Raw genomic sequence first — 22,355 nt, forward strand, 5'->3', positions numbered from 1 at the left:
TGAAGTGGCATCAAGCGTCACGGGAGGATGTCATGACAGTCAATGAACTTCGTCTGCTCTACCAGCAACAAGCCTTCAAGGAAGCCGAGATCCTGCAGGATGCCATCCTGCCCGGCTGGATCGTGGAGTTCAGGGGACAGGACGGCAAACTGTACGAGATGACCGACACCCTGGGTTGCCCCCTCAGCTTCGGCTCGGTCGAAGAGGCCCGCCAGCACGTGCATCTGGTGGCGGACTGCCCGATCCAGATCGAGCACCTCTACCGCTTCTTCGAACGCTGAGAAGCTGGCAGGCGCAAAAAAGGCTCCCACGGGAGCCTTTTCTCATTCCGGTTGCAGGGGTTCAGCCCCCTTTCCCTCCAGCCGTCTGACCGGCTTTTGCAGGATCAGGTTGGCCGGATAGGTGACCAGATCGCCGTTGTCATCGCGCACCCGCACATAGAAGAGACCGATCTCGGTGATGACGCCGGTGACCGAGTCATCCTTGTCGAGGATCCGGATCCGATCGCCAATCCGGTAGGGGAAGGCGAAGAAGATGGTGATGCTGGCGGTGATGTTGGAGAGGATCGACCACTGCGCCACCATGGCAACGCCCAGCACCGCGAAGAAGGAGGAGGCCAGCACCACCAGCCGCGAGAAGTCGAGCCCCCACACCCCGGCCAGGATCAGCAGGGTGGCGCAGCCGAGCAGGAAGTGGAACACGTGCTCCACGTAGAGCACCCGGTTCTCGCTCACCTGCCGGCTCTGGCCGAGGGCCATCAGGCTCTTGTGAATGAGGCCGCGAATGAGGGTGTGGCCCAGCAACAGCAGCAGGGTCACGCCAAAAGATTCCCATGTGGTCATGTCGGCTCCTTACCACCAGCGTCTGTGTTTGAGCCAGACCGCCAGCCCGGTCGCCAGCGCCACCAGGGATCCACAGAAGATCCAGAAGGCGGTCGGGCTCTCGGCCCCGGGAATGCCCCCCAGGTTGATGCCGAACAGGCCGGTCAGGAAGCTGGCGGGCAGAAACAGCAGCGCCATCACCGACATCTGGTAGGCACGGCGGTTGGTCGCCTCCGCCATCAGGTTGTTGATCTCGTCCGCCAGCACGGCGGTGCGCGCCACCCCGGCATCCAGATCGTCGAGCCAGCGCCGCAGCCGGTCGGCGATGTCGAGCAGGCGGCGCCGGTCGTCCTCATCCAGCCAGCTGATCTTCTCGTTGGCAAGGCGCGCCACCAGATCCCGCTGGGGGGAGAGGTAGCGGCGGATCATGATGAGCTGCTTGCGGATCAGCGCCAGCCGGCCATTGGCAGGCAGGTCGCGCATCAGCACCTGCTCTTCCAGATCCAGGATCTGGTCGTGCAGCTCCTCGACGAACTCCCCGGCCCGATCGGTCAGGGCGTCGCAGATCTCCACCAACCAATCGGCCGGGGTGTCCGCACCGCCCCCCAGCTTCAGCTGCTCGAAGACATCTTTTTCCGACAACAGCGGCCGCCGCCGACTGCTGATGATGAGGTCCGGCGTGATGAAGATCCGCAGCGCCACCATCTCTTCGGGCCTGTGATCCTTGTTGTGGTTGATGCCGCGCAGGATCAGCAGCACCGTCTCCCCCATCCGCACCAGCTTGGGGCGATTGCTCTGGCCGAGCAGGGATTCGCGTGCCGCGTCACCCAACAGCGGCGTCTGCAACAGCCAGCGCGCCGCCTCCGGGTTGCCATAGTCCAGATGCAGCCAGCCCGGCTGCGCTGCCGGAATCTCGCTGCCCGCCGCCAGCGGCTGCATGCCCCCCCTGCCATCCAGGGTCAGGCCATAAATCACGTCACTGGGCACCCGATCCATCTGCTCGTCCTTCTCGCTCATGTTCATCGGCCCAGCTTACACCAAAGCCGGACCCGACTCAGCCCCGGGGCAGCCGGCCGCCCCCAGCCGTGCTAAGATGCGCCACTCGTTTCAGACACAGGAAACCATGCCATGCCCATCTGGGTTGATGCCGATGCCTGCCCCATTCCGGTCAAGGAGATCCTCTATCGCGCCGCCCACCGCGCCCAGGTGGTGACCACGCTAGTGGCCAATCAGGGGCTGCGGGTGCCCCCCTCCCCCTTCATCAAGACCCAGCAGGTGGAGAAGGGCTTCGATGTGGCAGATCATGTCATCGCCCAGCAGGTCAAACCCGGCGATCTGGTGATCACCGGCGACATCCCCCTCGCCGCCCTGGTGATCGATGCCGGCGGCGAGGCGCTCAATCCCCGCGGCGAGATCTACACCCGCGAGACCATCAAGGCGCGGCTCGGCATGCGCAACTTCATGGAAGAGCTGCGCTCGGCCGGGGTCCAGACCGGTGGCCCGGCCCCCCTCAACGCGGCCGACAAGCAGCGCTTCGCCAACGCGCTGGACAAGTGGCTGGTCAGGGGCAAGCTGAGCTGAGCCCGCTCCCCGGCGCCCTGCCGGGGAGACCCGTTCATCCCCTTCTGCGCTTAATTCTTTCTTAAGGGAGCTGAACTAGCCTTGTGGCTGTTGACCCAACCACCTGCAAGGAGCAAGCAATGAAACTGACCCCCCTGTTGTTACTGATCCCTCTGTTGAGCGGCGCAGCCCTGGCCGATCCCCAATGTACCCAGGCCGACAAGAGCAAGTGGATGAGCGAAGCCGACGCCCAGCAGAAGATCAAGGCGATGGGCTATGACATCAAGAAGTTCAAGGTCACCGAGACCAACTGCTACGAGATTTACGGTTGGGACAAGGAGAAGCGCAAGGTCGAGATCTACTTCGACCCGACCGATCTGAAGAAAGTGAAAGAAGAGATCGACGAATAACGCCGCGTTGGGCCGGCAATGCGCCGGCCCCAGCCTTGGAGCCTTGCCATGACCCCTACCTCTGAAGTGAAAGTCTGGGATCCCCTCATCCGGGTGTTTCACTGGGCCACCGTCACCCTCTGCCTGCTCAACTTCTTCATCCTGGAAGAGGGGAGCAAGCTCCACAAGTACGCCGGCTACGCGGTGGGCATCCTGCTCATCATCCGCCTGCTGTGGGGACTGATCGGCCCTCATTACGCCCGCTTCGGCCAGTGGTGGCCGACCCCGGCCCGGGTACGCTACTACCTGCGCCAGCTGGCCAGCGGGCATCACCCCTACTACCTCGGCCACAACCCGGTCGGCGCCCTGATGATCTGGCTGCTGCTGCTGTCGCTGGTCGGCACCGTGGTCACCGGCTGGCTCACCACCTGGGATGCCTTCTGGGGCGAGGACTGGCTGGAGGAGCTGCACGGCATCCTCGCCAACACCCTGATGGCCGCCGTCGGTGTCCATGCGGCCGTGGTGATCCTGACCGATCGCCTCACCCGCAGCGACCTGGTGCGCGCCATGGTGCTGGGCAAGAAACGGGTGCCCGCCGACACCAAGGTGGAAGATCCGCGCAGTTAATGACCGGGTCGCCCGCCGGGCCCCGGTTTTTTGCTGCAATGGCCCGCGACACTGGTAAGATGCGCCGCCATTTTCCCATGTCGTAGCCATCATGACCGCCCAAGGGCACCTGCTGTTTTCCGTTACCTGCACCCTGATCGCCTACAAACTCCAGCTGACGCCGGCCCTGGCCGACGCCAGCCTGTGGCAGACCGTACCCGCCGCCCTGGCCAGCGCCCTGCTGCCGGACCTCGACCACCCCAAGTCGGTATTGGGGCAGCGGCTGCCCTGGATCTCGAAACCCCTCTCTCGCCTGTTCGGTCATCGCGGCTTCACCCACAGCCTGCTGGCGGTGGCGGTCGCCATCTGGGGGCTCAACCAGCAGTTGCCGCCCGACACTCTGCCGGTCGGGGTCAAGGATGCCCTTATCATCGGCTACCTCAGCCACCTGCTGGGGGACTGGCTCACCCCGGCCGGCATCCCGCTCTTCTGGCCCAGCAAGCGCCGCTACCGGCTGCCGGGCTGGCCGCTCAGAAGCGGCGGCGCCCTCGAGACCGGCTTTTGCACCCTCACCCTGCTGGCCGCCGGTTACTGGGCCCACTGGCCCGGCTAGGTGGTCGGCCGCCAAAAAAACAAACCCCTGCCGAGGCAGGGGTTTGTCGTGGTGAGGGCGGGTGGATGACTTACAGCATCACACCGGCGATCACGGCGGAGAGCAGGCTCACCAGGGTGGAGCCGTACACCAGCTTCAGACCGAAGCGGGAGACCATGTTGCCCTTCTCTTCGTTCAGCGCCTTCACCGCACCGGCGATGATGCCGATGGAGCTGAAGTTGGCGAACGACACCATGAAGATGGAGAGGATGCCGACGGTGCGCGGAGAGAGCTGGGCCGCTATCTTGCCCAGATCCATCATGGCCACGAATTCGTTGGTCACCAGCTTGGTCGCCATGATGGAACCGGCCTGCAGCGCTTCACTGCCCGGGATGCCCAGGATCCAGGCGATGGGGTAGAAGATGTAGCCCATGACGTGCTGGAAGTTGACGCCGAACGCCATCTCGAACAGGTAGTTGATGAGGGCGATCAGGGCGATGAAGCCCACCAGCATGGCACCCACGATCACCGCCACGGTGAAACCGGCCATGATGTACTCGCCCAGCATCTCGAAGAAGTTCTCTTTCTTCGGGGTGTGGTGCTCGTCACCCTCGGACAGCGCCTTGGCGTCGGTCACGGTATTGTCCGGCTCGTAGGGGTTGATAAGCGACAGCACGACGAAGGTGCTGAACATGTTGAGCACCAGCGCGGCCACCACGTAACGCGGCTCGATCAGCTGCATGTAGGCACCGACGATGGACATGGAGACGGTGGACATGGCGGTGGCGGCCAGGGTGTACATCTGCTTCTCGTTCAGGTGCGGCAGTATGTTCTTGAGCGCGATGAAGTTCTCGGACTGGCCGACGATCATGGAGCTGATGGCGTTGAAGGATTCCAGCTTGCCCATGCCGTTGATCTTGGCCAGCACGGTACCGATGCCGCGGATCACCAGCGGCAGCAGACGGATGTACTGCAGGATGCCGATCAGCACAGAGATGAAGACGATGGGCATCAGCACCATCAGGAAGAAGGAGAAGGCCCCTTCATTGACCAGGCCGCCGAACACGAAGTCGGTCCCCTGCTTGGCAAACTCCATCAGCTTGGTGAAGCCGGCGGCAAAGCCACCCACTACCGCCAGACCCACTTCGGAGTTCAGCATGAACCAGGCCAGCGCCAGTTCGACCACCAGCAGTTGGCCGATATAGCGCGGCTTGATCAGTTTCCAGTTGCGGCGGTTTGCCAGCAACGCCAGAGCGAGGACCATGACGAGTCCGAGCACAAAGTGAACGTATTCCATACCTGTAGCACCTGAGTGAATTGTAATTTTTGACCGGCGCCATCATAGACATTTGCATATTTAAAAATTCAGATAGCCATCACAATCTGCGGTAAAAATATGCATGTTGGATAATACAAACGTTTTTAAATTAATTAAACGCTCACACAAGCATCCAATCATTGTTCAATAAATAACAAAACACAATATAAACAATCACTTAAAAATAAATCAGGTATTTGTAAAGTCCTGTTTTCACAGCTTAATTACATTCACTTAATACTCGCAAGGCCGCGCAGAAGTGGTCAGAACAAATTTACGACAAATTTATTTAATCAAGGCAGGATGAAAAACGTTTATCTTATTTGCGATGAATGTAGACAGTGCCAAATACATATTTCCGCGACCGCGAACCGCTGCTCCGGATTGCCAGGGGGCAGTCGATGAGCCGACCCCTTGCCGTCGAGCTGACAGTCACGAACAGAAGCAGTCGCTCAAATTTGCAGCACATCCAACGGCGGATTCTGGTACAATGCGCGCCCTTGCGCCCGGCGCAGCCCGTTTTCTCCCATATAGAGTCCTTTTGTGAACAACGAATTTAGCAGCCTGAACCTCTCCCCCGCCCTGCTCGAGAACCTCGCCAGCCTGGGTTATCTGCAGATGACCCCGATCCAGGCCCAGAGCCTGCCCCTGGTACTCGACGGCAAAGACTTGATCGCCAAGGCAAAAACCGGCAGCGGCAAGACTGCGGCCTTCGGCCTCGGCCTGCTCTCCCGCCTCGACGTCAACCGGCTCGAGGTACAGGCGCTGGTGCTCTGCCCGACTCGCGAGCTGGCGGATCAGGTTGCCACCGAGATCCGTCGTCTCGCCCGTACCCTGCCCAACGTCAAGCTGGTGACCCTGTGCGGCGGCACCCCGACCGCACCGCAATCGGCCACCCTGAGCTTCGGTGCCCACATCGCCGTCGGCACCCCGGGCCGGATCCTCAAGCACCTGGAGCAGGGCACCCTGGCGCTCGACAGCCTCAAGACGCTGGTGCTGGACGAAGCGGATCGCATGCTGGACATGGGCTTTGGCGAAGACATCAGCCGGGTCATCAGCCACGCCCCGCGCGACCGGCAAACCCTGCTCTTCTCCGCCACCTATCCGGAGGGGATCGCCCAGATGAGCCGCGGCGTGCAGCGCAACCCGGTGGAGGTGAGCGTGGAGTCCCTGCACGAGGAGAGCGCCATCGAGCAGAAGCTGTATGAAGTGCCGGCCGGTCAGCGCCTCGAGGCCCTCGGCTGGCTGCTCAGCCACTATCAGCCGGGCTCCTGCGTGGTGTTCTGCAACACCAAGCGCGCCTGCAATGACGTAGCCGATCATCTGGCCGCCAAGGGCTTTTCGGCGCTGGCGCTGAACGGCGATCTGGAGCAGCGCGAGCGGGATCAGGTGCTGGTGCGCTTCGCCAACGGCAGCGCCACCATACTGGTTGCCACCGACGTGGCGGCCCGCGGGCTGGATATCAAGGAGCTGGGCGCCGTCATCAACTACGAGCTCACCTACGACCCCGAGGTGCACGTGCACCGCATCGGTCGGACCGGCCGCGCCGGCCAGCAAGGTCTGGCCCTGAGCCTCTATCAGCCGAACGAGGCCCAGCGCGTCAACATCATCGAGGAGTACCAGCAGGCCCCGCTGCCGCTGGGGGATCTCGATGCCATCGGCCGCGCCATCAAACCCATAGCCCCGCAGATGGTGACCCTCTCCATCGATGCGGGCCGCAAGAGCAAGGTGCGCGCCGGTGACATCCTCGGCGCCCTGACCGGTGAAGGCGGCATTGCCGGGGCCGATGTTGGCAAGATCCAGATCGCCGAGCAGTACTCCTACGTGGCGGTCAAGCAGGGCGTGGCCAAGGCGGCGCTCAAGCGACTGCAGGAAGGCAAGATCAAGGGTCGCAGCTACCGTGCCCGCAAACTGGGCTAAGGTTCAGACCACAGGCGCCCCAGCGGCGCCTGTTTCATATTTATCCGTGCCCATGAGAACAAGGCAGGTGCCATGACGACCCCAGATGTGAGCTGCCAGAACTGCGAGGCCTGCTGCTGCCGCCTCGAGGTGATGCTGTTTACCGATACCGGCGTACCGGATCGCTATGTGGAAGAGCGGGAAGGCGAGGTGCCGGTAATGCACCGGCTGGAAGATGGCTGGTGCGCGGCGCTCGATCGCAACACCATGATGTGCCGCATCTACGAGGTACGCCCCCTGATCTGTCGTGAGTTCGAGATGGGTGAACCGGACTGTATCGACGAACGGGACAAGTGGTTTATCAAGCTCGATTGAGCCGCCCCTCGATCGCACTCACCGCGATGATGTGCCGCATCCATGAGGTACGCCCCCTGATCTGTCGTGAGCTCGAGATGGGTGAACCAGACTGTATCGACGAACGGGACAAGTGGTTTATCAAGCTCGATTGAGCCGCCCCTCGATCGCACTCACCGTGATGATGTGCCGCATCCATGAGGTGCGCCCCCTGATCTGCCGTGAGTTTGAAATGGGTGAGCCGGACTGTATCGACGAGCGGGACAAGTGGTTTATCAAGCTCGATTGAGCCGCCCCTCGATCGCACTCACCGCGATGATGTGCGGTCAGACTAGCCCGGCCAGTTGCTGCTCCAGCCATTGCAGTGCCTCGTCGGTCTGCTCGAAGTAACGGATCCCCTGAAACGGCAACCCGCTGAACACCTGATCCGCCAGATACTGCTTGAAACTGCCCGCCAGCACCACCGCCAGAAAGGCACAGCCGTTGTTGGCGCACCACTCGAACTGACGGCGAAAACGGGCAAGCACCTCGGGCCCGGCCGCCTCGAATTCGGTCGCCACCTCGACTATGCCCCAGGGCCCGGCACTTAGGCTGGCGATCTGCTGGCTGAACTGCGCCTCATAGGCCATGGCCCCCGCCAGATTGAAGGGGCCGCTCGGCCGACAGATCAGCACCTGGCCCTGTCGCTGCATCTCGAAATGGCCGTGGGGTCGCAACTTCACGTCTGCCTCCTTCCCTGGATTCTTCGCCGTGCAAGCACTCTCTTATGTTGCAACAAGGTAATGATCTCTCTGCCAAAAGTCCATTTTGACAAGGTTCGCCCAGAGGGGATTGCGCCACCTTCTGACCGCCGGCAAACCGGTCCGGCGTGCACTCGGCGACCCCCTCGGCCAGCCATCATGTTCTGTTGCAGTTAACAAAACGTTGCTGTTATCATCCGCGCCGCCACCAACATTCCACCAACTGAAACGTTAACCCAAGGCGCAAGGAACAGAGATGAAAAATCGGGACGCGAACCACTATCAGCGCATCTGGCGCTGGCACTTCTATGCGGGTCTCTTCGTCGCCCCCTTCCTGATCCTGCTCTCGCTCACCGGGATCGTCTATCTGTTCAAGCCCCAGCTCGACAACCTCATGTATCCCGAGCTGATGAAGGTCGCCCCCGTCAACCAACCGCTCAGCGCCGACCAGCTGCTGGTCAAGGCGACGGCGGCCATGCCAAATGCCAGCCTGAGCAAATACCTGCCCCCCACAGGCCCGGAGGCCAGCGCCCAGTTCATCGTCCGCCAGGGGGGCAGCGAGCTGACCCTGTTCCTCGATCCCGCCAGCGGCGCCCTGCTCGGCACCATGGACAACAAGTGGAATCTGCAGGCGGTGGCGCGCTCCCTGCACGCCGATCTGCTGCTCGGCACCACCGGAGATAGGCTGATCGAGCTGGCCGCCGGCTGGGGCATAGTGCTGCTCCTGAGCGGGCTCTATCTCTGGTGGCCACGCAAGGGGCCAGGGGTTGGCGGCATCCTGTGGCCGCGCTGGAGCCAGCGTGGCCGGCTCTGGTGGCGCGACCTGCACGCCGTGGTCGGCTTCTGGGGCGCCGGTTTCCTGCTGCTGCTGCTCTTGAGCGGCATGACCTGGACCGGTTTCTGGGGCGATCAGTTTGCCGCCGTCTGGAACCGCTTCCCGGCCGCCATGTGGAACGAGGTGCCCAAGTCGGCGCCCCTGGCCCGCAGCCTCAACCATGCCCACCAGCAGACCGTGCCCTGGGCGGTGGAGAACACCCCCATCCCCAGCTCGGCCGAGCCCAAGGCCCACGACCACAGCGCCATGGGACACGGTGGCGAGCACGACGGCATGGTGATGGCGGAGCACCGCATCCCGCTGCAGCAGGTGGTGGAGATCGCCGCCGCACGCCGGGTCACGCCGGGCTACAGCATCACGCTGCCGGCCGGGGCGAGCGGTGTCTACACCATCGCCATCTTTGCCGATGATCCGCGCAACGACGCCACCCTGCACATCGATCAATACAGCGGCAAGGTGCTGGCGGACGTGCGCTGGCAGGACTACGGCCCGGTCGCCAAGACGGTGGAAACCGGCGTCATGCTGCACATGGGCAAGCTCTACGGCTGGCCCCATCAGCTCGCCATGCTGCTCATCTGCCTGCTGGTGTTGCTGAGCTCGGTGAGCGGGCTCTGGATCTGGTGGAGCCGTCGTCCGCAGGGCCGCCTCGCCGCCCCGCCGCTGCCGACCACCCTGCCCCCCATGCGCGGCGCCCTTGCCCTGCTGATCCTGCTCGGCATCTGCTTCCCGCTGGTGGGCGGCTCCATGCTGGTGATCTGGCTGCTGGACAGCCTGCTCTTCGCCCGCCGTCGGGCTCCCAGGCTGGCACGGGCCAGCTAGCGTTACCTCAACCTGACACACCAGCCAGCGGGCTCCCGAATGGGAGCCCGCTTGTTTTCAACCCATCTTTACTCCTGCTCCACCAGCTGGAGGATCTTCCTCGCCTTCTCGAAGTGATCGAGGCGCTGGGTCTGGATCCACCAGGTCGCCGCCTCCATCAGCAGCTCGGGGTCGTCATTGCGGTTGGCAAAAAACCCATAGAAGGAGACCCCGACCGCCTCCCCCTTCTGGGCAATCTTCTGCTGGCACACCTGGATGATCTTCTGCTTGAGCGAGTCGCGCATGGCGGCCCTCCTGGCCGATGAGTGAATGGCCGGACAGCATACCTCAACCAGCAAAAAGGCTCCCCTGCGGGAGCCTTTCTTCATTGCCAGACAAGGTCGCGACTCAGGAGAGCGCCAGCCCGATGGAGAGCAGCAGGCTGTAGAGGAAGGCGCTGATGGCGGTCTTCTTGAGCGAACCGGTCAGCACCTCGCCATCGAAGCTCTGGCGCAGGGTTCTGGCCGCATCGGTGAGCGGCTTCATGGCGGGCAGGAAGATCCAGGGCCAGAAGCTGGCAGGCTGGGTCAGGATGAAGGCGATGGTCGCCAGCAGCGCCGCTCCCAGCAGCACCCAGTGATAGGCGATGGCCCGGTTGCGGCCGAGCCGCACCGCCAGGGTGATCTTGCCGCTGGCGGCGTCGGTCTCGATGTCGCGCACATTGTTGATGTTGAGCACGGCGGTGGCCAGCAGGCCGCAGGCGGTGGCCGGCAGCAGCAGATCCCACTGCAGGGTCTTGGTGAACAGGTAGTAGGAGCCGAGTACCCCCAGCAGGCCGAAGAAGAGGAACACCGAGATGTCACCGAAGCCGCGATAGCCGTAGGGAGTCTTGCCCACCGTGTAGGTAACGGCGGCCACGATGGCGGCACCGCCCAGCAACACGAAAGTGAGGATCTGCAGCCACTGATCGCCGAAGGCACAGCCCAGCAGGGCGAGGCCGCTGACCACGGCGGCCAGCGCGGTCAGCGCCATGGCCACGCACATCTGCTTGCGGGTGATGAGGCCAGAGACCACGGCGCGCTGGGGGCCGATCCGCTCGCCATTGTCCGCCCCGGATACCGCATCCCCATAGTCATTGGCCAGATTGGAGAGGATCTGCAGCAGAATGGCGGTCAGCAGGGAGAGCGCCATGATGGTGCCGTCGAAGGCGCCGCGGCTGGCCGCAAGCCCAGATCCCAGCAAAATGGAGGAGCACGCCAGCGGCAACGTTCGCAAACGCGCCGCCAGCAACCAAATAGATAAGGTATTTGTCATATTGTGATGGCCAAACAATCAGATATTGATCGTGTTAAGGGTTATCGAACCGGATTTCGGTATACTTGGCCCCTCGGGAGTTGGCTCCCCGGGCGATTTACATGGACGAATGGGCAGATAATATATAGGAATAATCGCTCCTTTGGCATAAACCAACGGCATCCTTCTGCAGGATGGACCGTCACTATCGGCTCATAGACGAAATCCATGTTGGCTCAGACCCATATCAAGCAACAACTGGACGCCCTGCGTCATGGCAATGCCAGCGGCTTCGTGCGACTGCGCGTCGCGATCGAGGTTCGCTCCTTTCTGGGCTGGCTGGCGGCGCAGACTCTCTATCCCCGCATCTATTGGCATGCCAGAGGACAGGACAAACCCGAATACGTGGCGCTGGGCTGCCTGCGCGAGCTGACCGAGCCCAGGGCGATCCGCCAGGTCTGCGAGCACACCAGCCAACCCCATGACGACAGCCCCCGCTACTATGGCGGACTGGCATTCGACCCGACCCAGCCCGGCTGGCAGGGGTTCGGCCCCTGTCGTTTCGTGCTGCCCCGCATCGAGCTGGTGCGCCGTGGCGAGTGCGTCACCCTCTGCCTCAACCTCTGGCTGCCGGAGCAGACCGGTGGCGACGCCTTCGAGGCCGAACTGCAGGCCGCCGCCGCCGCCCTCGACGCCCTCCAGCCGGAGGCGCCCCTGCCCCCGCTGGCCCGCCACCCATGGCAGCGGGAAGATTGCCCGAGCCAACCCCAGTGGCAGACCCTGGTCGAGCAGGTGACCGCCCCCGACTTTCAGGCCCACACCCCCAAGGTGGTGCTGTCGCGCCAGAGCCGGCTCACCCATGAGGGTGCGACGAATGCCACCAATCCGCAGGCCGTCGTCCCCTGGTCGCTGCTGGCCCGCTGGGCACAGCACGGTCAGGACTGCTTTCACTTCGGCTTCCAGTTTTCCCCCGAGCAGAGCTTCATCGCCTGTTCCCCCGAGCGGCTCTATCGCCGCGAGCAGCAGCACCTCTTCACCGAGGCGCTGGCGGGCACCATCCGCCGCTCCGGCGACGAGGCGACCGACGCTGCACTGGCCGCCGAGCTGCTGGCCGACAGCAAGAACCGGCTAGAAAATCGGCTGGTGCACGCCGACATCCTCAGCCGGCTGGCGCCGCTCACCACGGATGCCACTCTGACCGAGCCGCGCATTCTCAAACTGCGGCTGCTGCAGCACCTCAAGTGCGACATCGAGGCCGAACTCAAGCCCGGCGTCTGCGACTGGCAACTGCTGGAGGCGCTGCACCCCACCCCGGCGGTGGGCGGTGCTCCGCGCGAGGCGGCGCTGGCCTTCATCCGTGAACGCGAGCCCTATGATCGCGGCTGGTATGCCGGCGCCTGCGGCATGCTGAGCCGGGAGACCTCCGAGTTCTCGGTCGCCATCCGCAGCGCCCGCATCACGGCGCAGGCCATCACCCTGTTTGCCGGCGCCGGTATCGTCGCGGGTTCCGAGCCTGCCGCCGAGTGGGCCGAACTCGACAACAAGATCGCCAATGTGCTCTCCCTGCTGGGATAGCGTTTCTCATCGATTCCTCACCACGAGAGCCTCATGTCTGCCAGCCAAGCGTTCGCCAGTCACCATGCCACCTTCAACCACGTCTGGTCTTCCCTCTTGCTGGAGGAGCTCTTTCGCCTCGGCGTGCGCGACATCGCGCTGGCCTCCGGCTCGCGCTCGGCACCGCTCACCATGGCTGCCGCCGCGCACCCCGGCTTTCGCCGCCATCTGCACTTTGACGAGCGCGGCCTCGGCTTCATGGCACTGGGGCTGGCCAAGGGCAGTGGCCGCCCGGTGGCGGTGATCATGACCTCGGGCACCGCGGTGGCCAACCTCTGGCCGGCGGTGGCCGAGGCCCAGCTCACCGGCGTGCCGCTCATCATCCTCTCGGCCGACCGGCCGCCCGAGCTCATCGACAACGGGGCCAACCAGGCCATCGACCAGCAGGGGATCTTCGGCCGCTACCCCGTCTATCAGCAGAACCTGCCGAGCCCCACCGCCACCATCCCGGCCGCCTTCGTGCTGAGCTCGGTGGATCAGGCGCTGGCCCAGCAGGCGCGCACGCCGGGGCCGGTGCACTTCAACTGCATGTACCCGGAGCCCCTCTATCCGGGCGATGAGTACCTGGATTTCTCCGCCTACCTGGCCCCCCTCGGCGACTGGCTTCACTCGTCCGAGCCCTGGAGCCCCTGGCAGCAGGCCGAGGCCCCCTGCCCGTGTCAGCCAGACTGGGACGAGCTGCAGGGCAAGCGCGGCCTCATCGTCGCCGGCCGCATTCAGGATCCCGCCCAGGCCAAGGCAGTCGCCGCCCTGGCCGAGCGGCTCGGCTGGCCCCTGCTGGCAGACCTGCAGAGCCAGCTGCGCTTCGATGGCCGCAACCTGGTGCACGCCGATCTCGCCCTGCAACACAGCGGCTTCGTGGCCGAACTGGCCCGCGCCGAGGTGCTGCTGCAATTTGGCGCCCGTCTCATCTCCAAGCGACTCGGTCAGTTCATCAAGCAGCACTCCTGGCAGGATTACTGGCTGGTGGATCCGCAGCCGGCCCGACTCGACCCTGACTACCGGCTGCGCCGCCGCCTGCTGTGCGAACCCGGCGCCTTTGCCGCCGCCCATCCGGTGGCTCATTCGCACCTGCCCTGGCACCGGCTGGCGGAGCGCCAGCAGTCCGTCAGCCAACAGGTGCGCAGCGCCTGCGAGCGCTTCTCCGAACTCGGGGTGTGCCATCGTCTGAACCAGCGGATCAGGGGCCAGCTGTTCGTTGGCAACAGCATGCCGGCCCGGCTGATGGACATGCTCGGCGAAGCGGGCAAGGGCCCCAGCCGGGTGATGACCAACCGCGGCGCCTCCGGCATCGACGGCCTCATCGCCACCGCCTACGGCTTCGCACAATCGGTCGAACCAGGCCGTGACGAGCCAACTACCCTGCTGCTCGGCGATCTCAGCGCCCTGCACGATCTCAACAGCCTGGCGCTGCTCGGCAAGGCGAGCCGGCCGCTGGTGGTGATCCTGCTCAACAACGACGGTGGCAGCATCTTTCGCATGCTGCCGGTGCCGACCCAGGACGCGTTGCTTGAGACCTACTACTGCCTGCCCCACGGCCTGCACTTCGAGCACGCCGCCGCCATGTTTGGCCTCCACTACCGGGCGCCGGCCACCCTCGCCGACTTTGAGCGGGACTACGCGGCCGCGCTGGAAAAGGGGGTAACGCTGATTGAAATCAAGGTCCCCAGCAGCGAAGTCGCCGAGGATCTGAAGGCACTGGGAAGCGCGATCCGTGGCAGCTAGTGCCGACCAGCCGACGCTGGTGCTGCTGCACGGTCTGCTCGGCGATGCCCAAGACTGGCAACCCGTGCAGGCGGCCCTGGCCGACCTCCCCAGCCTGGCGCTGGATCTGCCGGGTCACGGCAGCAATCACGCTGTGCGGGTGAGCGGTTTTGACCAGGCTCACCGCTGGCTCTGCGACGAGCTGGCCAGCCGCGGCATCGACCACTACCGGTTGGCGGGCTATTCGCTGGGGGGGCGGCTCGCCCTCTATCACGCCAGCCAGGCCCCGGTTGGGTTGCAGGCCCTGCTGCTGGAAAACTGCCACCCCGGTCTGCCCGCCGAAGAGCGCGCTGCGCGCCTGACCCACGACGAAAGCTGGGCCCGGCGCTTCGAGCAGGAGCCCCTGGCGGGCGTGCTGGCCGACTGGTATCGGCAGGGGGTGTTCGCCGATCTGGGCGACCATGCCCGCGCCCGCCAGATAGCCCGCCGCCTTGGCAACGACGGCCAGGCCGTGGCCGCCATGCTGCGCGCCACCTCCCTTGGCAAACAGCCGAACCTGGCCACCTGGCTGGCGCAAGGCACGCTGCCGGTCACCTGGGTGAGCGGCAGGCGGGATCACAAATTCCATCAGCTGGCTTGCCTCATGGCGAGTCAGCAGAGCAAAATCAACCACTTGGAGCTGGATGGCGGCCACAACCTGCATGCCCACCAGCCTGAGGCCTTTGCCCGGCTCCTCGCGGAGTGGGTCAACCAACAACAAGAAGAGAAGCGTCATGATTGAAGCAATGACTGAAGCGGAACTCTATGCCCCCGTCGAGTGGCGTGATTGCTCCGCCGGTTACGAGGACATCCTCTATCACAAGTCCGGCGATGGCATTGCCAAGATCACCATCAACCGCCCCCAGGTGCGCAACGCCTTCCGCCCCCGCACCGTCAAAGAGATGCTGCAGGCGCTGGCCGATGCCCGCTACGACGATCAGGTCGGCACCATCATCCTGACCGGCTTTGGCGAGAAGGCCTTCTGCGCCGGCGGTGACCAGAAGATCCGTGGCGACTACGGTGGCTACCGCGATGACGAGGGGACCCATCACCTCAACGTGCTCGACTTCCAGCGCGACATCCGCACCTGCCCGAAACCGGTGGTTGCCATGGTGGCCGGCTACGCGGTCGGTGGCGGCCACGTGCTGCACATGATGTGCGATCTGACCATCGCCGCCGACAACGCCCAGTTTGGCCAGACCGGCCCGAAAGTGGGCTCCTTCGACGGCGGCTGGGGTGCCTCCTATATGGCGCGCATCGTCGGCCAGAAGAAGGCCCGCGAGATCTGGTTCCTCTGCCGCATGTACGATGCCAAGCAAGCCCTCGACATGGGGCTGGTCAATACCGTCGTGCCGCTGGCGGAGCTGGAGCGTGAAACCGTGCGCTGGTGTCGCGAGATGCTGCAGAACAGCCCGATGGCGCTGCGCTGCCTGAAGGCCGCCCTCAACGCCGACTGCGACGGCCAGGCCGGCTTGCAGGAGCTGGCGGGGAATGCCACCATGCTGTTCTACATGACCGAAGAGGGTCAGGAAGGGCGCAACGCGTTCAACGAGAAACGCCGTCCCGACTTCTCCAAATACAAGCGGAATCCCTGATGACACTCGCTCTCTATCGCTACCAACTGCCTTTTACCCAGCCCCTGACCTTTCACGGCAAGGTGGAGGTGGCGCGAGAGGGCCTGCTGGTCCGCGTTGACGACGGCTGGGGGGAAATCGCCCCCCTGCCCGGCTTCTCCCGCGAGAGCCTGGCCGAGGCGCAAGCCGAAGCCATCGTCTGTCTGGAGCGGCTGGCGGCGGGGCAAGATATCGCCCCGCAACTCCCTTCGGTGCAATTCGGGCTGGACTGCGCCCGCCGCTGCTGGCCTGCCCAGACAGCCCCGCTGCCCGAACCCTATCCCCTTATTCAGGGCTCCCCCCAGGAGCTGCTGAAGAACTGGAAGAACTGGCTTCACAAGACCCCGAACAAGGCCAAGCTGAAGGTGGCCCGTTACCCCATGCGCGACGAGCTGGCGCTGATCCGCCTGCTGTGCGACCGCATTCCCACCCTCAAGCTGGTGCTGGACGCCAACCAGGGCTGGACCCGCGAGGAGGCCTGGGCCTTCTGCGGTCATCTGGATCCAAACCGGATCGAATATCTGGAAGACCCCTGCGCCGACTTTGCCGACATAGCCTTCGTGGCCAATCGCACCGGCATGCCGGTGGCCATCGACGAGCTGCTGGCCCAGGGCAAGCCGTGGGAGCCCATTCCCCAGCTGCGCGCCCTGGTGCTCAAGCCGACCCTGCTCGGTTCGCTGGCCCACTGCGAGGCACTGGTGGCCCGGGCCCACGAGCTGCGCCTCAAGGTCATCGTCTCTTCCTGTTTCGAATCCGGCGTCGGTCTGAACCAGCTGTTCCATCTGGCCGGCGAATGGGCACCGGAACAGGCCCCCGGCCTGGATACCCGGCGCTGGCTGGCCGCCGAGCTGCTGGACGCCGCCGGCAAACCCGATCCAAGCCTGCTGGAGCCCCTGTTTCACCACGATTGAAGGGGCCTGCATGCCACCCTTGTCTGACCATCACTCCCATCCCGAACCCTGCCCGGTGCGTCACTGGGCGCGATCCGCTCCCGCTCGCATCGCCATTCACGCCGCCGTCCCGCTCACCTACCGGCAACTGGACGCCAGGCTCAACAGCCTGTGCCAGCAGCTGGCCATGGCCGGCCTGCAACCGGGAGATCGCCTCGCCGCCGTGGTACGCGGTGCGCTGGAAGATGTGCTGCTGGCCTGGGCCTGCGTGCGCAGCGCCATCGTCTTCTGCCCGCTCAACCCCGCCTTTCCGCTGACGCGGCAAACGGAGCTGGCGACCCTGCTCGACGTCAGGGCCTGCTGGTCGGCGGGCGAGATCCCGACCGGCGGCTGGCAACCGCTACGACTCGACTTCACCCGTGAGCTGGCGGCGGACGAAGGCGACTGCATGCTGGCGCCGGCCCGGCTCAACAACATGATCCTCACCTCGGGTTCCAGCGGCACGCCCAAGGCGGTGGTGCACCGGCTGGCCAACCACCTGGCCTCGGCGCGAGGCTCCACCAGCCAGATCCCGCTCGATGAGCGTTGTGGCTGGCTGCTCTCCCTGCCGCTGTTTCATGTCGGCGGCTACGCCATCCTGTTTCGTGTCTTTCTGGCGGGCGCAGCCCTGGTGCTGGACGATCGCGCCCGCCCGCTCAGGGAGCGGCTCGAACAACAACCCATCACCCATCTATCCCTGGTGCCGACCCAGCTCTGGCGACTGCTGGCGCAGGGCTTCGATCCCGCTCGCACCCGGCTGCGCGAGCTGTTGCTCGGCGGAGCCGCCATCCCCCAGCCGCTGGTGCACAGGCTCACCGCCATGGGGCTGGTGCCCAAGGTGAGCTATGGCCTCTCCGAGATGGGCAGCCAGGTCTGCACCGACCGGCCGGCCGCCGCTGGCGTGGTGGGCAAGGCGCTGCCGGGGCGGGAGGTCTGCATCCGCCAGGGGGAGATCTGCGTGCGCGGCGAGACGCTGTTTGCGGGCTATTTCAAGGAAGGGGGGCTGGCGTGGCCGCTCGACGAGGACGGCTGGTTCCACACCCGCGACAAGGGGCATTTCAACGCGGATGGCGAACTGGTGGTGGAGGGGCGGCTCGACAACCTCTTCATCTCGGGGGGCGAGAACATTCAGCCCGAGACCATAGAGCAGCGGCTGGTGGATCACCCCGCAGTGGCACAGGCGCTGGTGGTGCCGGTGCCGAGCGACGAGTGGGGGCAGAGGCCCGCCGCCTTCATCGACTGGCATGGCGAGCCGCGGCCTTATGCCGAGCTGGCGACCTGGATCCGGCAGACCCTGCCCGGCTTCATGGTGCCGGACCAATGGCATCCCTGGCCCGATCTCGGGGGGCAACTCAAGCCGCAGCGCAGGCAATATCAACGCATGCTGCAGGAACAATGATCAGCCATGCGACAATTTCAGACATGGTGGAGCCATCCAAATACACACTTTATTCGAAAGAAAATGCTGGCGGCGTCAAAATACCCCTCACAGGCAGGGGGAAGTGAGAACGATTACATACATGACCCTCTTTTTGCGTGTTTTTTGAACTGAATGAGCCGCCTGTAGTACCATATTCCCCGCCATGCATTTAAACGCAAAGGTAACTATTTGATAGTTAAAGATATTGCTAATTTCCCATTATTTGAACAAAGACTGCATGGTGGTAAAATGCTCTCCTTGGCAGTAAGACGAGTCACACATGAGTAACAAAAATTATAAAATTGCAGAGGATATCTTTTTCTCCGCTGCAATATTCCGACTCTCGAAAGGAGACAAGGACATCAAGCTCAGCAACAAGGAAGCCGAGCTGCTCGAGATGCTGTGTGATGAGGCAGGTACTGTCATTGCCAGAAGCAAGCTGCAGGATGCCTTGTGGCCGAACCAGGACAATACCGACACCAACCTGAACCGGCAGATCCTCTCGTTGAGACGAAAGCTGGAATCATTCGGTTTGATGGATGCGATCGATACTATCCCGCGGGTGGGATATATCTTCTGCGCCCCCATTGAAGTGGCCGGAGAGACCGAGGAGGCAGTGCCGAATGAAGAAATTCAGACGGTCGCAACCGCCAATGTGCCCCAGGTCAGACGGCAATATACCCGCCGTAAATATGATCGCTATTTCAGCCCACAGCGTATTTTGCTGGTTGCACTCTTGCTGGTATCGCTGACCGCGCTGGTCATCAGCATATATCACTATGCCACGGCCAATACGCTGCGCACCATCAATCTTGGCCATGTTTCTCTTTATATGACCAGTGATACTGAGCAAGCATTGAAGGTAAAGATCGATGCGCTCTCACCGCTGGTCCAGAAAATTTCGCGCAAGGATGATGAACAGGTATCCCTGCTGGTCGGCAAAGAAGCCATCAGCTATTTCTCCATCGACAACAACAGTCGCCAGCTGTCAGAAAATGTCTTTTTATTGCGCAATGGTCATCCGCTTGCCGAAGAGGTGCAATGCGTTATTTCCACCATGGCTCAGCAGGGAAAGAATGTTTCCCATAACTATTACAACAATACCGACACCACAGTTCGATATCACAGCAATTGCCAGGCGCCGGACAACTGGGTTGAGCTGACCAGAAAGAACAAGTTCATTGTTACACTGAGCCGAGAAATAGTCGTGGCAACCATTATAGCTACCGACAGCCAGGGTCAGACGCTGTTCAATCTGGATTCCGTCGGGGATCTGGAGCGGGATGATGGCGATATTTCGGTAGAGGTAAAAAATACCATCGTCAATTACATCGATCAAAAGGCATTGACCAATAACGGCATGGTGGCAACCCTGGTGGCCGCCTTGACCCCCCCTAAACAGAAAGCACAGTTTGTGCAGTTGCCGGGGGGCATTTACCTCTCCAGTTATCTGGGCGGCGTCATCAACTGGCCCAGTCTGGGTAATTCAAAGGTCATTCAGCGCAATGACTTCTGACCTTATTCATAGGCAACGATAAAGTTGGCCACGGCGGAATAATCCCCGGGCTGGATGGTCTTGGCAGCCAGCGCGTCCGGATGCGCTTCCACCCGGGCAAAGAACTGCAGCTCATTGTCTGCCGCACCGCCCAGCAGATAACCGCGGGAGGGGGTGCCCAGATCCAGCGGTGACTGGGTCACGTCATAGAGGCGAATCCCGGCGCCCTTGGCCATCCCGGCGGTAAACGCCAGCCCGCCGCTGAGCTGGGGATCCTGCGAGCCGGTAAAGGTCACCTTGGCCATACGAAAGATCCCCGGCTTGCAGTTGGTCAGCCGGATGGAGAAAGGCACCTGGACCCCGGCCCCATTGGCATAGAGCTCCTTCACGTCGACCACCCCCATCTCGACCTCCTGCTCGATGGATTCGGGAGCAATCTCGCACGGCTGATCGATGATCCGGCCATGGAGATTGAGCTCTCCTCCAAGAAGTTCAAGATCATCAGCAGCCGCATTGACCCACAGCGGGAGTATCAGCAACCCCAAACAGCCTAAGCGCAACATATCGACTCCTACTGGAATGAGGCAACAATTGTACCGGTTGCATAGAAGTCACCTGCAGCGACTTCAGCACCGGCAGGACTTATCGGGGCGGCAATAAAACCCCAGTCACCGATATTTCCCTGCATGGAAACCGGATACCAATCATTCAGATTCAGTGTCGAGCCATCCAGCTGTTTGAATTTGATGCCAAGATTATTGATAACATCACCACCTTTATATCCGTCTCGAGTCGTTCTGAGATAACTCTGACTAAACGATGTCGGTTTACCAGAAATGGCGAGGTTAATTTTTAATGAGGCATCTTTATCAAATACCCCACCACTGCACACGAAGTTAAGTGGTACAGTTTTCTCGAAATTGTTGCCATCCAATCCTGTCCCTGGCAAATCGCCAAACTCGACCTCGATCGTCTGCCCTCCGTTGATTGTGCATTTTTCTGGCACATACAACACCGAGGACTTGATGACGATTCTGGACATGACCTCGTTGTTGAATCCGGAATCCGTTCTGCCCAGACGACCAAACATCTCGACTATTTCATGGTCGTCGATTTGTACTCCATTGATGATGGGTTTACGAACGCGAAACGTCACAATGCCCTTGCTACCACTTCTAAAACCAAAATCTGCAGAGCCCTTGCTCTTGTAGCAAGTAAACTGGCCCTGATTGGATTCTTCAGTAAAAGGGGCAGTAACATACGCCCGACGATTACCTTCAATCCAGATATCAACTTTGAGATCCAAAAACTCGTTTAACTTGACAAATCCACCACCAACACTGGGTAACCCTGCACTCATTACTGCCTTGTAATAAATAGGTTGCTTGCTAATATCCTGATCTGGACAAAATGCCGTACCAGGATAAGTACTATTAAGATCCCACTTGAACTCTTTTTTTGCATTAACCTGGTTGTCTATGTCTTCTTTTTTAAGTTCAATGTCATAGGTTTTTGTGGCAGCCCTAATCTCACCATTAATAGCCATCACTGGCATGGACAAAAAAATGATACCAAGTACCCCCGTACGCAATATCATCTTTATCTCTCCTTCACGGCTTTACAGGCATTGCCTGCGCACTGGTATTTGATATCCATATATCCGCCGTAGTCATTGACGTAGCTGATCACAAATTCATTGCCCAGCGCTTCCGGGATGTTGACCGTCTGCTCGGACTTGGGTGCCACCATAAAGGCGGAGAAGCCCTTGATGGCGGTTCTCCCCTTGCCCTGCGGATGGCCCAGGCCCACGTAGGTGATGTAGTAAGGGGTGGGATTGTTCACCTGCAGGGCCTTGCCCTGCTTGGTGATCAGCACCTGATCCTGCCAGATGGCGCCGCGCTCGGGCAAAATGGCCTCGGGGCGGTAGAACAGCTTGATCTTGGACTGAACGGCAATCTGCATCACGTTGCTCTTCTCGCTCTTGGGCGGGATCTCGCGCAGGTTGAAGTAGTAGATCGACTCGCGATCCTTGGGCAGGCTGTCGATGGCCGGCACGCTGGCGATGCGCACGATGGACTTCTGGTTGGCATCCACCCGCTGTACCGGCGGCAGCACCACGAAGGGTGAAGAGATCTTCTGCCCCTGGGCATCTTCAATCCAGGACTGCGCCAGATAGGGCAGCTTCTGGTTCTCGTTCTTGATGTTGAGGCTGATGGACTTGGCACCACCTGGATAGACGGCGCGAGTACGGTCCAGCACGATGGCAGCGCTGACGTTGAGCGAGGTCATGCCCAGTACGGCCAGACAGGTATAAGAGAGCAGCTTTTTCATCGGTA

At 62.2% G+C, this 22,355-nt stretch carries 25 protein-coding genes; 16 read left to right on the top strand and 9 right to left on the bottom strand.

All coding sequences use genetic code 11. The features are described from left to right. Window positions 1–32: 32 nt before the first annotated feature. The gene (locus AB5Y98_RS14035) at window positions 33–281 is read left to right on the top strand and encodes a hypothetical protein (protein WP_005308429.1); all 249 of its coding nucleotides are present in this window, start codon (window positions 33–35) and stop codon (window positions 279–281) included. A 42-nt stretch (window positions 282–323) separates the two neighbouring features. On the opposite strand, the gene AB5Y98_RS14040 is transcribed toward AB5Y98_RS14035, so the two are convergent. Both AB5Y98_RS14040 and zntB read right to left on the bottom strand, forming a co-directional pair. Then, window positions 324–842 carry a mechanosensitive ion channel domain-containing protein gene (locus AB5Y98_RS14040; protein WP_017780379.1) on the bottom strand — a complete coding sequence of 173 codons (519 nt, stop codon included), beginning with the start codon at window positions 840–842 and terminating at the stop codon, window positions 324–326. Between the two features lie 9 nt (window positions 843–851). Then, window positions 852–1,844 (bottom strand): zinc transporter ZntB, encoded by a 993-nt coding sequence (gene zntB / locus AB5Y98_RS14045; protein WP_065018365.1) that lies wholly within the window; start codon window positions 1,842–1,844, stop codon window positions 852–854. Between the two features lie 105 nt (window positions 1,845–1,949). Here zntB and AB5Y98_RS14050 point away from each other — a divergent pair, with 105 nt between their 5' ends. From AB5Y98_RS14050 to AB5Y98_RS14065, 4 genes are all read left to right on the top strand, one after another. After that, the gene (locus AB5Y98_RS14050) at window positions 1,950–2,402 is read left to right on the top strand and encodes a YaiI/YqxD family protein (RefSeq protein ID WP_005308419.1); all 453 of its coding nucleotides are present in this window, start codon (window positions 1,950–1,952) and stop codon (window positions 2,400–2,402) included. Between the two features lie 119 nt (window positions 2,403–2,521). Next, a complete protein-coding gene (locus AB5Y98_RS14055; RefSeq protein ID WP_017765207.1) occupies window positions 2,522–2,791 on the top strand; it encodes a PepSY domain-containing protein in 270 nt (89 codons plus the stop codon). Between the two features lie 48 nt (window positions 2,792–2,839). Then, the gene (locus AB5Y98_RS14060) at window positions 2,840–3,397 is read left to right on the top strand and encodes a cytochrome b/b6 domain-containing protein (protein WP_005308410.1); all 558 of its coding nucleotides are present in this window, start codon (window positions 2,840–2,842) and stop codon (window positions 3,395–3,397) included. A gap of 91 nt (window positions 3,398–3,488) precedes the next feature. Next, complete coding sequence (locus AB5Y98_RS14065) at window positions 3,489–3,989, top strand: metal-dependent hydrolase (RefSeq protein ID WP_267996411.1); 501 nt, start codon at window positions 3,489–3,491, stop codon at window positions 3,987–3,989. 70 nt (window positions 3,990–4,059) lie between these two features. Here the strand turns inward: AB5Y98_RS14065 and AB5Y98_RS14070 are convergent, their stop codons facing one another. Continuing rightward, window positions 4,060–5,265 carry a NupC/NupG family nucleoside CNT transporter gene (locus tag AB5Y98_RS14070; RefSeq protein ID WP_005308404.1) on the bottom strand — a complete coding sequence of 402 codons (1,206 nt, stop codon included), beginning with the start codon at window positions 5,263–5,265 and terminating at the stop codon, window positions 4,060–4,062. A gap of 564 nt (window positions 5,266–5,829) precedes the next feature. Between AB5Y98_RS14070 and dbpA the strand changes: the two genes are divergently transcribed. The 3 genes from dbpA to AB5Y98_RS14085 all read left to right on the top strand — a co-directional run bounded on the left by dbpA (window position 5,830) and on the right by AB5Y98_RS14085 (window position 7,828). Further along, entirely contained in the window at window positions 5,830–7,206 is a 1,377-nt protein-coding gene (gene dbpA / locus AB5Y98_RS14075; RefSeq protein ID WP_017787432.1) for an ATP-dependent RNA helicase DbpA, read from the top strand. Between the two features lie 72 nt (window positions 7,207–7,278). Further along, complete coding sequence (locus AB5Y98_RS14080) at window positions 7,279–7,560, top strand: YkgJ family cysteine cluster protein (protein ID WP_017783608.1); 282 nt, start codon at window positions 7,279–7,281, stop codon at window positions 7,558–7,560. Between the two features lie 130 nt (window positions 7,561–7,690). Then, window positions 7,691–7,828, top strand: coding sequence for a hypothetical protein (locus tag AB5Y98_RS14085; protein WP_185450643.1), 138 nt, complete (start codon window positions 7,691–7,693; stop codon window positions 7,826–7,828). A 37-nt stretch (window positions 7,829–7,865) separates the two neighbouring features. Here the strand turns inward: AB5Y98_RS14085 and AB5Y98_RS14090 are convergent, their stop codons facing one another. Beyond that, the gene (locus AB5Y98_RS14090) at window positions 7,866–8,261 is read right to left on the bottom strand and encodes a hypothetical protein (RefSeq protein WP_216973776.1); all 396 of its coding nucleotides are present in this window, start codon (window positions 8,259–8,261) and stop codon (window positions 7,866–7,868) included. Between the two features lie 274 nt (window positions 8,262–8,535). Here AB5Y98_RS14090 and AB5Y98_RS14095 point away from each other — a divergent pair, with 274 nt between their 5' ends. Then, window positions 8,536–9,933, top strand: coding sequence for a PepSY-associated TM helix domain-containing protein (locus AB5Y98_RS14095; protein WP_368232118.1), 1,398 nt, complete (start codon window positions 8,536–8,538; stop codon window positions 9,931–9,933). Between the two features lie 68 nt (window positions 9,934–10,001). Here the strand turns inward: AB5Y98_RS14095 and AB5Y98_RS14100 are convergent, their stop codons facing one another. After that, a complete protein-coding gene (locus AB5Y98_RS14100) occupies window positions 10,002–10,217 on the bottom strand; it encodes a DUF6500 family protein (protein WP_208200227.1) in 216 nt (71 codons plus the stop codon). A 103-nt stretch (window positions 10,218–10,320) separates the two neighbouring features. Then, entirely contained in the window at window positions 10,321–11,226 is a 906-nt protein-coding gene (locus AB5Y98_RS14105) for a 1,4-dihydroxy-2-naphthoate polyprenyltransferase (RefSeq protein ID WP_005308387.1), read from the bottom strand. A gap of 207 nt (window positions 11,227–11,433) precedes the next feature. Here AB5Y98_RS14105 and AB5Y98_RS14110 point away from each other — a divergent pair, with 207 nt between their 5' ends. From AB5Y98_RS14110 to AB5Y98_RS14140, 7 genes are all read left to right on the top strand, one after another. Continuing rightward, window positions 11,434–12,780 (top strand): isochorismate synthase MenF, encoded by a 1,347-nt coding sequence (locus AB5Y98_RS14110; RefSeq protein WP_368232119.1) that lies wholly within the window; start codon window positions 11,434–11,436, stop codon window positions 12,778–12,780. Between the two features lie 33 nt (window positions 12,781–12,813). After that, window positions 12,814–14,544: a 2-succinyl-5-enolpyruvyl-6-hydroxy-3-cyclohexene-1-carboxylic-acid synthase gene (menD, locus tag AB5Y98_RS14115; protein ID WP_368232120.1), complete on the top strand. Its 1,731-nt coding sequence runs from the start codon at window positions 12,814–12,816 to the stop codon at window positions 14,542–14,544. Beyond that, on the top strand, window positions 14,534–15,304 hold the full coding sequence (gene menH / locus AB5Y98_RS14120) for a 2-succinyl-6-hydroxy-2,4-cyclohexadiene-1-carboxylate synthase (protein WP_368232121.1): 771 nt from the start codon (window positions 14,534–14,536) through the stop codon (window positions 15,302–15,304). Before menD ends, menH begins: the two co-directional genes overlap by 11 nt. Before the next feature lie 4 nt (window positions 15,305–15,308). Then, the gene (gene menB / locus AB5Y98_RS14125) at window positions 15,309–16,157 is read left to right on the top strand and encodes a 1,4-dihydroxy-2-naphthoyl-CoA synthase (protein WP_019841092.1); all 849 of its coding nucleotides are present in this window, start codon (window positions 15,309–15,311) and stop codon (window positions 16,155–16,157) included. Then, window positions 16,157–17,086 carry an o-succinylbenzoate synthase gene (gene menC / locus AB5Y98_RS14130; RefSeq protein ID WP_368232122.1) on the top strand — a complete coding sequence of 310 codons (930 nt, stop codon included), beginning with the start codon at window positions 16,157–16,159 and terminating at the stop codon, window positions 17,084–17,086. The genes menB and menC overlap by 1 nt, the downstream gene beginning before the upstream one ends. 10 nt (window positions 17,087–17,096) lie before the next feature. Further along, window positions 17,097–18,503 carry an AMP-binding protein gene (locus AB5Y98_RS14135; RefSeq protein WP_368232123.1) on the top strand — a complete coding sequence of 469 codons (1,407 nt, stop codon included), beginning with the start codon at window positions 17,097–17,099 and terminating at the stop codon, window positions 18,501–18,503. 301 nt (window positions 18,504–18,804) lie between these two features. Further along, window positions 18,805–20,040 (top strand): winged helix-turn-helix domain-containing protein, encoded by a 1,236-nt coding sequence (locus tag AB5Y98_RS14140; protein ID WP_005308366.1) that lies wholly within the window; start codon window positions 18,805–18,807, stop codon window positions 20,038–20,040. A 2-nt stretch (window positions 20,041–20,042) separates the two neighbouring features. Here AB5Y98_RS14140 and AB5Y98_RS14145 read toward each other — a convergent pair whose 3' ends face one another. The 3 genes from AB5Y98_RS14145 to AB5Y98_RS14155 are packed head-to-tail and all read right to left on the bottom strand — an operon-like array spanning window position 20,043 to window position 22,350. Next, a complete protein-coding gene (locus AB5Y98_RS14145; RefSeq protein WP_025202285.1) occupies window positions 20,043–20,582 on the bottom strand; it encodes a fimbrial protein in 540 nt (179 codons plus the stop codon). Window positions 20,583–20,590: 8 nt separating this feature from the next. After that, complete coding sequence (locus tag AB5Y98_RS14150; RefSeq protein WP_117404825.1) at window positions 20,591–21,616, bottom strand: fimbrial protein; 1,026 nt, start codon at window positions 21,614–21,616, stop codon at window positions 20,591–20,593. A 2-nt stretch (window positions 21,617–21,618) separates the two neighbouring features. Next, on the bottom strand, window positions 21,619–22,350 hold the full coding sequence (locus tag AB5Y98_RS14155) for a molecular chaperone (RefSeq protein ID WP_010635266.1): 732 nt from the start codon (window positions 22,348–22,350) through the stop codon (window positions 21,619–21,621). Between the last annotated feature and the right edge of the window lie 5 nt (window positions 22,351–22,355).

Source organism: Aeromonas sp. s3 (genome assembly GCF_040907805.1).
GTDB lineage: Bacteria > Pseudomonadota > Gammaproteobacteria > Enterobacterales > Aeromonadaceae > Aeromonas > Aeromonas dhakensis.